General features: G+C 57.2%; 12 protein-coding genes. 2 read left to right on the forward strand and 10 right to left on the reverse strand.

The features are described from left to right. The first annotated feature begins 6 nt into the window (after positions 1-6). Positions 7-1335, forward strand: coding sequence for an HslU--HslV peptidase ATPase subunit (gene hslU / locus WA411_RS16595; RefSeq protein WP_291909342.1), 1329 nt, complete (start codon positions 7-9; stop codon positions 1333-1335). Positions 1336-1391: 56 nt separating this feature from the next. On the opposite strand, the gene WA411_RS16600 is transcribed toward hslU, so the two are convergent. The 3 genes from WA411_RS16600 to WA411_RS16610 all read right to left on the reverse strand — a co-directional run bounded on the left by WA411_RS16600 (position 1392) and on the right by WA411_RS16610 (position 5607). Next, positions 1392-2633 (reverse strand): patatin-like phospholipase family protein, encoded by a 1242-nt coding sequence (locus tag WA411_RS16600; RefSeq protein ID WP_291909341.1) that lies wholly within the window; start codon positions 2631-2633, stop codon positions 1392-1394. 121 nt (positions 2634-2754) lie between these two features. Beyond that, positions 2755-5061, reverse strand: coding sequence for a phosphoenolpyruvate--protein phosphotransferase (ptsP, locus tag WA411_RS16605; protein WP_153634776.1), 2307 nt, complete (start codon positions 5059-5061; stop codon positions 2755-2757). A 15-nt stretch (positions 5062-5076) separates the two neighbouring features. Beyond that, positions 5077-5607: an RNA pyrophosphohydrolase gene (locus WA411_RS16610; protein WP_136631244.1), complete on the reverse strand. Its 531-nt coding sequence runs from the start codon at positions 5605-5607 to the stop codon at positions 5077-5079. A 172-nt stretch (positions 5608-5779) separates the two neighbouring features. Here WA411_RS16610 and WA411_RS16615 point away from each other — a divergent pair, with 172 nt between their 5' ends. Beyond that, positions 5780-6436, forward strand: a complete 657-nt coding sequence (locus WA411_RS16615) for an HAD family hydrolase (protein ID WP_069185138.1) — start codon at positions 5780-5782, stop codon at positions 6434-6436. A gap of 53 nt (positions 6437-6489) precedes the next feature. On the opposite strand, the gene WA411_RS16620 is transcribed toward WA411_RS16615, so the two are convergent. The 7 genes from WA411_RS16620 to thiC all read right to left on the reverse strand — a co-directional run bounded on the left by WA411_RS16620 (position 6490) and on the right by thiC (position 13181). After that, the gene (locus tag WA411_RS16620) at positions 6490-7686 is read right to left on the reverse strand and encodes a class I SAM-dependent rRNA methyltransferase (protein WP_291909337.1); all 1197 of its coding nucleotides are present in this window, start codon (positions 7684-7686) and stop codon (positions 6490-6492) included. 31 nt (positions 7687-7717) lie between these two features. Further along, positions 7718-8110 (reverse strand): glycine cleavage system protein GcvH, encoded by a 393-nt coding sequence (gcvH, locus tag WA411_RS16625; protein ID WP_069185136.1) that lies wholly within the window; start codon positions 8108-8110, stop codon positions 7718-7720. Between the two features lie 46 nt (positions 8111-8156). Further along, positions 8157-9047, reverse strand: coding sequence for a LysR family transcriptional regulator (locus WA411_RS16630; protein WP_291909334.1), 891 nt, complete (start codon positions 9045-9047; stop codon positions 8157-8159). 85 nt (positions 9048-9132) lie between these two features. Next, positions 9133-9939 (reverse strand): 3',5'-cyclic-AMP phosphodiesterase, encoded by an 807-nt coding sequence (gene cpdA, locus WA411_RS16635; RefSeq protein ID WP_291909331.1) that lies wholly within the window; start codon positions 9937-9939, stop codon positions 9133-9135. Positions 9940-10139: 200 nt separating this feature from the next. After that, the gene (locus tag WA411_RS16640) at positions 10140-10625 is read right to left on the reverse strand and encodes a DUF1249 domain-containing protein (RefSeq protein ID WP_069185133.1); all 486 of its coding nucleotides are present in this window, start codon (positions 10623-10625) and stop codon (positions 10140-10142) included. Continuing rightward, positions 10625-11242 (reverse strand): NUDIX domain-containing protein, encoded by a 618-nt coding sequence (locus WA411_RS16645; protein WP_291909328.1) that lies wholly within the window; start codon positions 11240-11242, stop codon positions 10625-10627. The genes WA411_RS16640 and WA411_RS16645 overlap by 1 nt, the downstream gene beginning before the upstream one ends. A 61-nt stretch (positions 11243-11303) precedes the next feature. Continuing rightward, positions 11304-13181 carry a phosphomethylpyrimidine synthase ThiC gene (thiC, locus tag WA411_RS16650; protein WP_222466593.1) on the reverse strand — a complete coding sequence of 626 codons (1878 nt, stop codon included), beginning with the start codon at positions 13179-13181 and terminating at the stop codon, positions 11304-11306. Positions 13182-13258: the final 77 nt, after the last annotated feature.

The raw sequence follows: 13258 nt of genomic DNA on the forward strand, positions 1-13258 counted from the left end.
GCGACCATGTCTGCAATGACTCCCCGTGAGATTGTCCACGAGCTCAACAAACACATCGTGGGCCAGGAAGAAGCCAAGCGGGCGGTGGCCATCGCCCTGAGAAATCGCTGGCGCCGGATGCAGCTCGACAGCAGCCTGCGCGATGAGATCACACCCAAGAACATTCTGATGATCGGTCCCACGGGTGTGGGCAAGACCGAGATCGCCCGGCGCCTCGCAAAATTGGCCGATGCCCCGTTTCTGAAAGTGGAGGCTACCAAATTCACCGAAGTCGGCTACGTCGGCCGTGACGTGGAATCCATCATTCGTGATTTGGCGGATATGGCTGTCAAAATGCTGCGCGAAGCAGAGATGAAACGCCACGAGGAACGGGCACTGGATGCCGCGGAAGAGCGTATTCTGGACGCATTGATTCCGCCGCCCCGGGATTTCGGTGAGGACAGCCAGCGCAGCTCTGATTCCTCCACTCGCCAGCTATTCCGTAAGAAACTCCGCGAGGGCGAGCTGGATGACAAGGAAATCGAGATCGACCTGCGCAACTCCAGCGCCGGGGTGGAAATCATGGCACCTCCAGGCATGGAGGAGATGACTAATCAGCTGCAGAGCATGTTCTCAAACCTGTCCTCCGACAAGCGCAGGACCCGAAAGATGAAGGTTGCGGACGCGCTGAAGCGGGCCAAAGAAGAAGAGGCTGCCAAGCTGGTCAACGAAGAAGAAATCAAACAGAAAGCGATCCAGGCGGTGGAACAGAATGGCATCGTGTTCGTGGATGAGATCGACAAGGTGGCCAAACGGTCCGAAAACACCTCGTCAGATGTCTCCCGCGAGGGCGTTCAGCGCGATCTGCTTCCTCTGATCGAAGGCAGCACCGTGAGCACGAAATACGGCTCTGTGCGAACCGATCATATTCTGTTTATTGCTTCCGGCGCGTTCCACCTGTCCAAGCCCTCGGATCTCATTCCGGAGCTGCAGGGCCGCTTGCCGATCCGCGTTGAACTCCAGGCACTGACACCCGAGGACTTCAAACGCATCCTGACCGAACCGGATGCCTCCCTGGTGCAGCAGTACGAAGCGCTGATGCTGACCGAAGGTGTTAAACTGACCTTCCGGGAAGATGCCATCGCCCGAATTGCCGAGGTTGCCTGGAAGGTAAACGAGAGCACAGAAAACATCGGTGCCCGTCGGCTGCATACTGTCCTTGAGCGGTTGCTTGAGACACTGTCCTTCGATGCCGGCGACAAGGTGACCGATGGCTTCGAGGTAACCGCCGAATACGTGGATGAAAAGCTTGGAGAGTTGTCCGAAGACGAGGATCTGAGCCGGTATATCCTGTAAGTGTGAATAAGGGGTCAGATGAAACGATCATCTGACCCCTATCCAGCCCCTCAATATTACTGCGCCTTCGAAAAGAGGTGCGACACGTTGTCCAGACCGGCTGCCAGCCGGCCCTTCTCCGATTTTTTCTTTCTGCCCTTGGCCACATACAGCGGCAGCATTTCGCCGTATAGACTGGTGCTAATCGTCCTCTGCTCGTCTTCAAGGCGATCCCGGCGAAGCTTGATGCCATATTTCGCCAGCTTGGGCTCCAACTGGTCTGCGCGATTCAAAAGATCCCGCCGTGTCATCTGATAAGCGTGCTCACACACCATCCTGCGGGACTGGAAGCTGAATACGTTGGAGAAGAACAGCTTGGCGTCGTCTCGGGTGGGTTCAAACAGCAGAATGTCCTTGTCCGGATAGTCCCGGGCATACTGGGCAATGCCGGACTGCATCCGGGAATACACCATGGTCCTGAAGGTCTGAGACAGAAGGTTTGGCATACCTGAGCGGGTCAGTTCGCCCGGCTTCATGGAACCGGCCCGGACCGCCGCACTGGCATCGATCGGCACCTGGGGATTCACGGCGAAAACCAGGTCGGCACCGTCTTCAAAAGCCACGGAGGCGTGCAAACCCTTGCGCAGTGTACCGTCCACATAATACCGCCCATCGATTTCCACTGGCACATACAACCCCGGCGAGGCAGTGCTTGCCTGAATAGCCTTGGAAATGGGCACATGATCAAAACCGGGAGCGCCAAAGCAGACCGCTTCGGTACTCTCAACATCGGCAGCCACGATGTAGAGGCTGCGCTTGAGCTGACGGAAATCATTGGTGCGCCCAAGCATGGTGAAGGCCCGCTTGAGATACTCGTGCAAGCCCTCGTTATCAAACAATCCAGCCGGCGCTACCTGGGCCAGGATGGTCATGGCTTCCAGCAGACTCTGATCGTAGGGGTTGTTGACGAAGCGACTCACTGCGGTCGAAACCAACCCGGGAATTGCCAGCAATCGACTGCCAATCTCCCGGAAAGCCGGGCGATAGAATACTTCCGGATGGAACGGGTGTACTTCCGCCTCGTTGCGCACGAAAATCCGGCAAAGTTGCGCCGTGGTCATCTGGTTGGCGAGATTCGCCGCCACAAAAGAGCCGCCGTTAACGCCGACATAGACATCGATGTTGTTGAAATCGAGACCATCGAGCGCCTCATCCAGCGCCCGGAGCGCTCCGATTTCATAAATGCCGCCCAGAGGACCACCGCCACCAAGGGCAAGCCCTATGCGGGGAGCGGGTTTATGATCAGCTGGCGAGCTCATAGACTTCCCTTTTCCGGATAAAGAATGCGGGCCCGTTATGTGGACCGCCGGATACATCAGTACTCAAGATAACAACGGTATTTAGAGTACACACCCTATATTGCTGAAACCTGCCCCTGTATCAGGAGACGGCGGCCTCCGACACCGCCATGGCCGTCGACTTCCCCGGTCGCAGATAGCGGCCGAAACCGGCATTCCTCAACGCCAGATCAACGCAGCTCTTGATAACGTGAGGCGAATCCAGCAATAGCACATCTTCCAGCAACTGGATGGCCCACTCCCGACTGACACTGCGAATCACCGACTTGACCTTGGGCAGACTGGCCGCGTTCATGGACAGGGAATCGTAGCCCATGGCCATCAACAGCAGCGCGCCACCGGGATCACCCGCCAACTCGCCACAGATGCCAACTGGTTTACCGACCGAATGCGCATCCTGGGCAATACGAACCAACGCCTGAAGTACCGCCGGGTGATACGAGTGATAGAGCTGGGCTACCCGCGGATTGTTGCGATCCACCGCGAGCAAATATTGGGTCAGGTCGTTGGAGCCAACCGACAGGAAGTCCACCCGGTCCGCCAGCTCCCGAATCTGGTAAACGGCAGCTGGGATCTCAACCATCACACCCACTTTGGGCATATGAATGTCGTAGCCTTCTTCGCGAACCTCGTGGTACACCCGATATATAAGGTGCAGGGACTCCTCCACTTCCGAGATATTCGAGATCATCGGCAGCATGATCTGAAGGTTGTTCAGCCCCTCGCTGGCCTTGAGCATGGCCCGGACCTGCACCAGGAAGATTTCCGGATGGTCCAGGGTAACCCGTATCCCGCGCCAGCCGAGGAACGGGTTCTCCTCCTGGATGGGGAAATAAGTCAGCGCCTTGTCGCCGCCAATATCCAGCGTGCGCATGGTCACCGGGCTGGGCGCGAAGGCCTCGAGCTGCTCACGGTAATACTCCCGCTGCTCCTGCTCGGAGGGAAACCGATCCTTGATCATGAAAGGCACTTCAGTCCGATACAGACCGATACCCTCAGCGCCGTGGGAAAGTGAGCGGACAACGTCGGTCATCAGCCCGGTGTTCACCAGAAGTGAAACCCGATGGTGATCGGTCGTTTCACAGGGCTTGTCCTTGAGTACCTCAAGCCCCCGAATCAGCTCGTCTTCTTCATCGCAGATCGCCTGATAATAGGAGCGGAGATCAGCAGACGGTGAGGCAAATATCTGGCCCTCAAAGCCGTCGACAACCAGTTCCTTGCCGTCGAGCTGGTTTACCGGAATGTCCACCAGCCCCATAACCGTAGGAACGCCCATGGCCCTGGCAAGGATAGCCACATGGGAGTTACTGGAGCCTTTGACCGACACCAGACCGACGAGTTGCCCTTTCGGAACCTCGCCAAGCATGGCAGGCGTCAGCTCCTCGCTGACCAGCACTGTGCGCTCAGGATAATTCAGGTGTTTCTGTTCACCTTCTTGCAGGTGAGACAGAAGGCGACGGCCGAGATCCCGGATATCAACAGCACGTTCCTGGAGATAATGATCATCCATCATCTCGAAGTGACGGATATATTGCTGAACCACCTGCTTCAGGGCACCCTGGGCCCAGATACCTTCCCGAATCTTGTTTGCCACCTCACCGGGCATTGCATCGTCACCCAGCATTCTCAGGTAGACATCGAACAGGGCCTGCTCTTCCGGACGTAGCTGTGAAGCCAGACGCTTTGCCACCCGCTCAATATCCCCCCTGACCGCTTTGACCGAAGCTTCAAAAAGCGCCAGCTCCTGATCAATATCGTCGGTGGGCTTTTCAGGCACCACATCAAGGTCCGCGGATGGATAAACGACAACACCACTGCCGATGGCTACCCCCGGTGCACCCGGAACGCCATTGAAGCTGACATCATGAGCCTCCTCACCGGTCAGGGAGAGACCGCTGATGGCACCGGTGGCTTCACTGTGGGCGATAACTCCTGCCAGCTGCGCGGAAACGGTTACCAGGAACGCCTCTTCACCCTCATCAAAACACCGAGAACTCTCCCGCTGCTGAACAACGAGAACGCCCAATACCCGGCGATGGTGAATGATCGGAACACCGAGGAAAGAACGAAACCGCTCCTCCCCTGTCTCCGGGAAATAGCGATAGCGTGGATGAGACGGTGCGTCTTCCAGATTGATCGGCTCCTCACGGGAACCAACCAGGCCAACGAGGCCCTCGGAATAGGCCAGGCTCACCTGGCCAACCGCCTTGCGGTACAGGCCTTCGGTGGCCATCAGAATGTAGCGGTTGGTGGCTGGATCCAACAGGTAAACGGAACACACCTCGGTGCCCATGGCCTTCTGCACCCTCGATACAATGATATCCAGCGCCTCCTGCAGATCGCGGGCGCTGTTTACCTCTTGTACTAGACTTCGCAGAATGCTCAGCATGGCGGTGTCAGTCCGTCATTTCTGGTGTTCCTGTAAACGCTGGCTCTGCTCCGCCCTGTGCCACTGCTCCATGTTATAGAACAGCCGTGGGGCAAGCTCTCTCAGCGCGCGTCGATACACTTCTCGCTTGAATGAGACCACCTGGCCCAATGGATACCAGTAACTTACCCATTGCCAGCCATCAAACTCCGGTGAATCCGTACCGTCCACGCAAACCTGCGCGTCCGGCGATAACATCCTCAGCAGGAACCATTTCTGTTTTTGGCCCACACAGACGGGGTGGGAGTTTTGGCGTACCATCCTCCTCGGGAGTCGATACCTCAGCCAGCCTCGGGTGCAACTGATGATTTCCACATCGTTTGCACACAGGCCGATTTCCTCTCCAAGCTCCCGGTACAGTGCGTCCTCGGGGGATTCATCATGTTTGATTCCGCCCTGGGGGAACTGCCAGGAGTCCTGCCCTATTCGCCTTGCCCAGAGAACTTCTCCTCTGTGATTGGCCAGAATGATTCCGACGTTGGGTCTGAAACCGTCTGAATCGATCACGGCACAGTCCTCTCAAAAGTCGGTGGACCGGTCAAAAATTCACCGGTCGGAATTGTCCAAGTTGCTCTCATTCTTACAGAATCCCAAGGGTTCGGCAAACGGAGCCGTTGGGGACAGGTCATGATAGACTTGGCCCTTTACTGCAAGCCCTGTGATCACCGGAGGTAACCGCTTGACGCTCGCAATTTTTGATCTGGACAACACCCTTCTGGCCGGCGACAGCGACCACGCCTGGGGCGAATTTCTGGTAGAGGAAGGCATTGTTGATGCCGAGGAATACCGCCGGGCGAACGACCGGTTTTATCAGGAATACCTGAACGGCGAGCTGGACATCCTCCACTACCTGGGGTTTGCCCTTCAGCCGTTGGCCAGTCACAACATGGAAGAGCTACTCGCGTGGCGGGAAGCCTTTATGGAGAAAAAAGTGCGCCCCATGATGCAGGCCACTGCAGATACGCTGCTGGACAGCCACCGGGAGCAGGGTCACACCCTGATGATCATTACTGCCACCAACCGTTTTGTGACTGAACCCATTGCCGAGGCCCTCGGCATCGAACATCTGATCGCCACCGAGCCCGAGCTTGTCAACGGCCGTTATACAGGCGAAGTGGCCGGCACCCCGAGCTTTCAGGATGGCAAGGTCACGCGACTGGATGACTGGCTGAATGCCCATAACAGGACACTTGAGGGGGCCTGGTTCTACAGCGACTCCCACAATGACTTGCCGCTGCTGAAAAAAGTGGACAACCCGGTAGCCGTCGATCCGGACCCGACCCTGGAGCAATATGCCCGGGATGCCGGCTGGAAAGTGATGTCTCTGCGGGGCTAAGACGTAAATAGAGGCTCAGATGAAAGAGTTCATCTGAGCCCGACTTCAACTGCTCAGAAAAACCCGGTCAGGGAGCGTACAAAGCAGGATTTGATGTAATCGGTTTCGGGAATGCCCGGAATCACGGGATGATCCGGCGCCTGATGCCCCTGCTCCAGCAACTGGACGAAGCGGTCGATCTTCCGGCCGCTGCCCCGGATGATATCGATCAGTTTTTCCTGTGACAGGTGCATCGAGCAGGAGGCACTTACCAGAATTCCATCGCGCTCCAGCAAACGCAGCCCCAACTGGTTCAGGCGGGCATAAGCCTCTTCCCCGGCCTTCTGGTCCCTGCGCCGGGGGATCAGTGCCGGCGGATCAAGAACCACCACATCAAACTTTTCCTTCTCATCAGCCAGCGCCTTCAGCGCCTCGAAGGCATCGCCCTCAATGGTTTCCACATTGTCCAGGCCATTGAGCCTGGCATTGTGGTGCACTGAATCAATGGCACCCGCGGAGCTGTCCACACAGGTCACCTGGGCGGCTCCAGCACAGGCTGCCTGGATGCCCCAGCCCCCGACATAACTGAACACATCCAGAACCCGCTTACCCGGCGCGTAGGCCTGCAAACGGGCGCGATTCATCCGGTGGTCATAGAACCAACCCGTTTTCTGGCCACCTTCCAAAGGTACCTCGAACCGGACACCGTTCTCCTCCACTTCCAGAAGACTGACTTCAACACCATGGGCCTGCTCCACGTAGGTATCCAGCCCCTCGACCTTGCGCATCTTGCCGTCGTTTTTGAGGATGATCGCCTCCGGATGTGCCAGGCGCTGAATAGCCCGAACAACCGCGTCCTTCATCGCCTCCATACCAGCCGTGGAGATCTGAACCACCACCTTGGAATCAAAACGGTCGACCACCAGCCCTGAAAGACCATCACTGTCGCCAAACACCCAGCGATAGTATGGCTTGTCGAAAAGCCGCTCCCGCAGCTCAAGCGCAGCTTCCATCCGCTGGGTTAACCGCTGCGGCGTCATACCATGGCCCGGGTCCCGACTGATCAGCCGGCCGCAAATCAGCGCATGGGGATTCACGAACACCGTCCCCAAAGGCTTGTCATTGGAGGCCCGAAGCTCCGCCTGGACACCAGCCTCGAAATCCGTCAGCGGGCTGCGACGGGTGTCCACTTCATTACTGTATACCCAGAGATGGCCAGCACGGAGACGGCGCTCCGCGCCTTTTCGAAGATACAGAACCGGAAAATTCATAGAGATGACCTGGGAAAGAATTAACGAGGGATTATTCCTCGGCAGCCACATGCTCCGCGTAAGCGGCGGAGTCCATCAGACCATCCAGCTCGCCCGCATCCGCCAGCTTCACCTTGTACAACCACCCGTCGCCATAAGGATCCTCATTGACCTTCTCCGGCTCATCTTCCAGGCTCTCATTCACTTCGATCACCTCTCCGGTCACCGGGCTGAACACGTCCGAAGCCGACTTCACAGACTCCGCTACGCCAGCTTCCTCTCCACCGTTAACGGTGACGCCCACATCCGGAACACCGATATAGACCACATCACCCAGTTGCTCCTGGGCAAAATCGGTAATGCCAACCGTCGCCGTGCCGTCATCAGACACGCGAACCCATTGATGAGTCTCAATGTATTTCAGGTCTGCGGGTATCTCACTCATAATCTGGTTTCCTGAACGAATTTTTTGCGCAGTTTAACTGAAGACGTTAACTCCAGCGAACCTCACGTGCCAGCTTCATGAACGAATTCAGGTAATCCACCTCCCGATCACGCTCCCGAAGCCCAAGGAAAATCTGCTTGGGAATTCCAGCCTCGCCCAGTTGTACCGCTCGAACCGGGATCCGGGCACCGTAATCTTCAACCAGCCACCGCGGAAGCGCCGCTACACCGCGGCCTGCGGCGACCATCTGCAGCATGATGTCGGTGGTCTCAATGGTTTTATGCCGCGCCGGACTGGCATGCGCCGGCAACAGGAACCGGGTGTAGATATCCAGACGCTCGATCTCAACCGGGTAGGTAATCAGGGTTTCTTTCTCCAGATCCTCAGGTTCCGCCCATGCCTTGCCCGCCAGAGCATGGTCTTCAGCCACTACCAGCACCTGCTCATAGTCGAACACGGGTTCGAAGACCAGACCCGGACGGTGCAGGGGGTCCGGAGTTACCAGCATATCGATGTCGTGACCAAACAGTGCTCCAATGCCACCGAACTGGAATTTCTGTTTGACGTCCACGTCCACGCCCGGCCAGCTCACAAGATAGGGCCCGACCACTTTCAGCAGCCATTGGTAGCAGGGGTGGCATTCCATCCCGATACGCAGCGTACCCCTTTGTCCCTTGGCAAACTGATCAATCAGCATCTCCGCATGCTCCATCTGCGGCAACAGCCTGTTGGCAAGTGACAGCAAGTATTCTCCCGACTGGGTCAGTCGTAACTGCCGCCCTTCCCGCACCCAGATATCGGTTCCCAGCTGCTGCTCCAGCTTACGAATGGAATGACTGAGTGCAGACTGGGTAAGATGCAGGCTCTCCGCCGCCGCAGTCAGCGAACCCTGCTGATTGACCGCCCTGAGAATCTCAAGGTGGCTCCGCTCGATCATAGACACTCCAAATATGGTCAACAGGAAGAGGCTTTCCTGCCTTGACGGGCACCGTCGCTGCCGCTTGGGAATTGGCTGAAGGTACTCAGTAGCCGGTACTGTTCTGATCCAGTTCGAACTGGAAATCTTTTGCCCGGCGAACTTCCGAAGAGAAGTTCCCGGATTCGTGGAATTCGAACCAACGGTACCCGGGGGGAAGATCCTCGACCGAGAACTTGCTGGAACCGGAGGTAAACTGGATACAGGTAGACGGCGTGGCCATCAGCCGCACGCCTTTGCGTTCGCGCTCATGTTCCTGGTGAATATGTCCCCAAAGCACGATCCGAACCTGAGGAAAGCGATCAACCACCTGCCAAAAGGCATCCCGGTTGGTAAGCCCTATTTTTTCCATCCAGTCAGAACCGATATCTACCGGGTGGTGATGCAAGGCAACGACTGCCGGAAGATCCGGATGCTGTTCCAGGGTTCCGGCCAGGAAGTCCAGCTCTGAGTCGGCCAGGGCCCCGAAAACCTTGCCGGGCACTGAGGAATCCAGCATGACAAACTGCCACCCTCCCCGCATCACATGCCGGTCGCAGGCATCATATTTTCCGGCGACTTTAGCCAGGTTGTCCGCGTGATCATGATTACCGGCGATCCAGACTGACGGACAGGAAAACACCTTCAGGCTCTCGCCAAATACGCGGTACGCCTCCACGGACCCATCCTGGGCAAGATCCCCGGTAGCCAGAATCAGATCCGGCTGGCCGTGTACCTTCAGCACTTCCGCGATAACCGCCTGCAGGCTTTCACGGGTTCTGACGCCCAACAGATCTCCATCGGCACGCGCCATAAGGTGTGGATCAGTCAGCTGCAGCACCCGCAGTGGGCGGGCTTCTTCCTTCGTGGTCATGGCTTTCTGGATCTACTCACTGGCAATGCGTGGGATTCACCCAAGTGTACGACGCCGGTTGGCGGATTTATCACATTGGAATCGAACCGGAGTCACATTCTGGCCAGACTTTGGCGAAATATTGCAATTTTTGACAACTATGGCACATCGGCGCGCCATAGCCACACCACTTTAGTACGGGATAAGGCACTTAGACCGTCTCAGTCGACGCCTTCACCGGCGGACCAGGCCGCGTGTTCCATGGGCAGGTGTCCAAACCGAAGACAGTAATCCAGCCAATCGGCCAGGAAACCGTTGACCTGCACCTTCTCGTCGGGATGGTGCATGAAGCGGTTGGGGTAGTCATTGACGGGGGCAATCTGGCGATCACGGTAACAGCTGATCACTTCGGCCATGTTGGCATCGTGGTAGACCCGCACGGTCATTTGAGGATTATTGAGCCAGCGCCCGGAATTGTGAACCTGCTCAAGCAACAGAGTTTCCGTAAATCTTGCAGTCTGGAGCACCTGAATCCGGACTCGTCCCAGATAGTGGTTTTCCCGATGCAGCTCGAACTCGCAGACAGGCTTACCGTCTACCTCCAGCTGCCGCAATTTCTGGAGCCGCTGATAGTTCCCGTCACACAGGGCACCAAGTTGCCTCAGATCCGGAACGTACCGCTTGGGCTTCATGGTCCATTCACCCATTACTGCCACCTTTTCCTCAAACGGGCCCGATTCAGTTCGAGCCACTGGAGAGCAATGATGGCGGCCGCGTTGTTGATACGGCCATCGTGGATCATCGCTATAGCTTCGTCCGAAGATACCACATGGGCGCGTATGTCCTCGTGCTCATGCTCCATACCATAGAGCCCGCCAGCGTCTTCGGTGCTCACTCGGCCACAGTAAAGGTGAATCATCTCGGTGCTGCCACCCGGGGACACCAGGTAATCGCAGATTTTTTCCAGCGGTTCAAATGTTAGCCCGGCCTCTTCCTGACCTTCCCGCTGCGCCACCTCTTCCGGGCTCTCACCGTCCTCGTTCATGCCGGCCACCAGCTCCAGCAACCATGGGGACTGGTCGCGCCCCAGTGCACCCAGGCGAAACTGTTCCAGCAGAACCACTTCATCCCGTTCCGGATCGTAGGGGAGCACGCAGGTAGCATCGCCACGAATAAAGAGTTCGCGGGTAAATACGGGCATATCCCGGCCATCAAAACGCGGATGGGTCAACCAGAGCTTATCCATTCGGAAAAAGCCCTGGAAGACGGTTTCACGTTTTTCGACATTGACGTCGCTGGCTTTGAACTGGAACGGTTTGGCCATTTTTTGTCCGGTCGTTGAATCGACTTGGAACGATAGCCTTTAGTTGGGTATTACTTCAAGCTCAAACCTTGTCGTACAGCTTACTGCCAGACTCCACGAACTCGCGGGATTTCTCCTGCATGCCGGCATCCACCGCAGATACTTCATCCAGGCCGTGTTCCTTTGCATAATCCCGAACTTCCTGGGAAATCTGCATGGAGCAGAACTTCGGACCACACATGGAGCAGAAATGCGCCACCTTCGCGGATTCCTTCGGCAAGGTTTCGTCGTGGTAGGCGCGGGCGGTGTCCGGATCCAGCCCCAGATTGAACTGATCTTCCCAGCGGAACTCGAAACGGGCCTTGGAGAGGGCGTTGTCGCGAATCTGGGCGCCTGGATGCCCTTTGGCCAGGTCGGCTGCATGGGCGGCGATCTTGTAGGTAATGATGCCGGTTTTCACGTCGTCCTTGTTCGGCAGGCCCAGGTGCTCCTTGGGTGTGACATAGCAGAGCATGGCACAGCCGTACCAACCGATCATGGCGGCGCCGATGCCGGAGGTGATGTGGTCGTATCCGGGGGCGATGTCAGTGATCAACGGCCCCAGGGTGTAGAAAGGCGCTTCGTCGCAGCATTCGAGCTGCTTGTCCATGTTCTCCTTCACCAGATGCATCGGCACGTGCCCCGGCCCCTCAATCATGCACTGCACATTGTGTTTCCAGGCGATTTTGGTGAGTTCACCCAGGGTTTCCAGTTCGCCGAACTGAGCCGCATCGTTAGCATCGGCAATGGAGCCGGGCCGCAGACCGTCGCCAAGGCTGAATGACACATCGTAGGCCTTCATGATTTCGCAGATGTCTTCGAAGTGCTCGTACAGGAAGCTTTCCCTGTGGTGAGCCAGGCACCACTTGGCCATGATAGAGCCGCCCCGGGAGACGATGCCGGTCGTGCGTTTTGCAGTCATGGGCACATGGTGAAGGCGTACGCCCGCGTGGATGGTGAAGTAATCCACCCCCTGCTCCGCTTGTTCAATCAGCGTATCCCGGAAGATTTCCCAGGTCAGGTCTTCGGCCACGCCGCCAACTTTTTCCAGAGCCTGGTAAATCGGCACGGTGCCGATGGGCACCGGGGAGTTGCGGATGATCCATTCCCGGGTTTCGTGGATATTCTTGCCGGTGGACAGATCCATGATGGTGTCGGCGCCCCAGCGGATGCCCCAGGTCAGCTTCTCCACTTCCTCTTCGATGGAAGAACTGACGGCGGAGTTGCCGATATTACCGTTGATCTTCACCAGGAAATTGCGGCCGATGATCATCGGTTCGATTTCCGGGTGGTTGATATTGGCGGGGATAATCGCGCGCCCTCTGGCCACTTCGTCGCGGACAAATTCTGGGGTAATTTCCGGCGGCAGATTGGCGCCGAAGGACTGACCGGGATGCTGGTCTTTCAGCAACCCCTGTTCCCGGGCCTCCTGCAGTTTCATGTTCTCCCGGATGGCGATGTACTCCATCTCCGGGGTAATAATACCTTGACGGGCATAATGCATCTGGGAAACGTTCTGCCCGGGTTTGGCACGCAGCGGTTTGCGCTCATCCATGAACCGCAGCGGATCGAGCTGCGGATCTTTCATCCGACGGCGGGTGAATTCCGAAGAATAGCCGGGCAGTTGCTCCACATCACCGCGCTCGGCAATCCACTCGGCCCTCAGAGGCTTGAGGCCCTTGCGCAGGTCAATGGTGGCTTCCGGATCGGTGTAGGGGCCCGAGGTGTCGTACACCACCACCGGCGGATTCTTTTCACCGCCCATTTCAGTGGGCGTGTCCTGCACGGTAATTTCCCGCATGGGCACCCGTAGATCGGGTCGGCTACCCTGTACGTAAATTTTACGTGAACTTGGCAGGGGTTTGATCGCGGCGGAATCCACCTGGGCGGAATCGCTGAGGTAATCAGGCAAGTCGTTCATCATTCGCTCCCGGAACAATTTTTGGATTTCGGGTCGCGTATGACGGAGCCGTGGACACTCTTCCTCACCAGAGGAAT

The organism is Marinobacter sp. CH_CUG1437-1 (assembly GCF_037029655.1).
Lineage (GTDB): Bacteria > Pseudomonadota > Gammaproteobacteria > Pseudomonadales > Oleiphilaceae > Marinobacter > Marinobacter salsuginis.

Excerpts from the sequence above, each read along its gene's own strand:
- ptsP (WP_153634776.1), bottom strand. The coding sequence starts at position 5,061 with ATGCTGAGCATTCTGCGAAGTCTAGTACAAGAGGTAAACAGCGCCCGC.
- WA411_RS16640 (WP_069185133.1), bottom strand. The coding sequence starts at position 10,625 with ATGGGTGAATGGACCATGAAGCCCAAGCGGTACGTTCCGGATCTGAGG.
- WA411_RS16645 (WP_291909328.1), bottom strand. The coding sequence starts at position 11,242 with ATGGCCAAACCGTTCCAGTTCAAAGCCAGCGACGTCAATGTCGAAAAA.
- WA411_RS16630 (WP_291909334.1), bottom strand. The coding sequence starts at position 9,047 with ATGATCGAGCGGAGCCACCTTGAGATTCTCAGGGCGGTCAATCAGCAG.
- cpdA (WP_291909331.1), bottom strand. The coding sequence starts at position 9,939 with ATGACCACGAAGGAAGAAGCCCGCCCACTGCGGGTGCTGCAGCTGACT.
- WA411_RS16600 (WP_291909341.1), bottom strand. The coding sequence starts at position 2,633 with ATGAGCTCGCCAGCTGATCATAAACCCGCTCCCCGCATAGGGCTTGCC.
- WA411_RS16620 (WP_291909337.1), bottom strand. The coding sequence starts at position 7,686 with ATGAATTTTCCGGTTCTGTATCTTCGAAAAGGCGCGGAGCGCCGTCTC.
- hslU (WP_291909342.1), top strand. The coding sequence starts at position 7 with ATGTCTGCAATGACTCCCCGTGAGATTGTCCACGAGCTCAACAAACAC.
- thiC (WP_222466593.1), bottom strand. The coding sequence starts at position 13,181 with ATGAACGACTTGCCTGATTACCTCAGCGATTCCGCCCAGGTGGATTCC.
- gcvH (WP_069185136.1), bottom strand. The coding sequence starts at position 8,110 with ATGAGTGAGATACCCGCAGACCTGAAATACATTGAGACTCATCAATGG.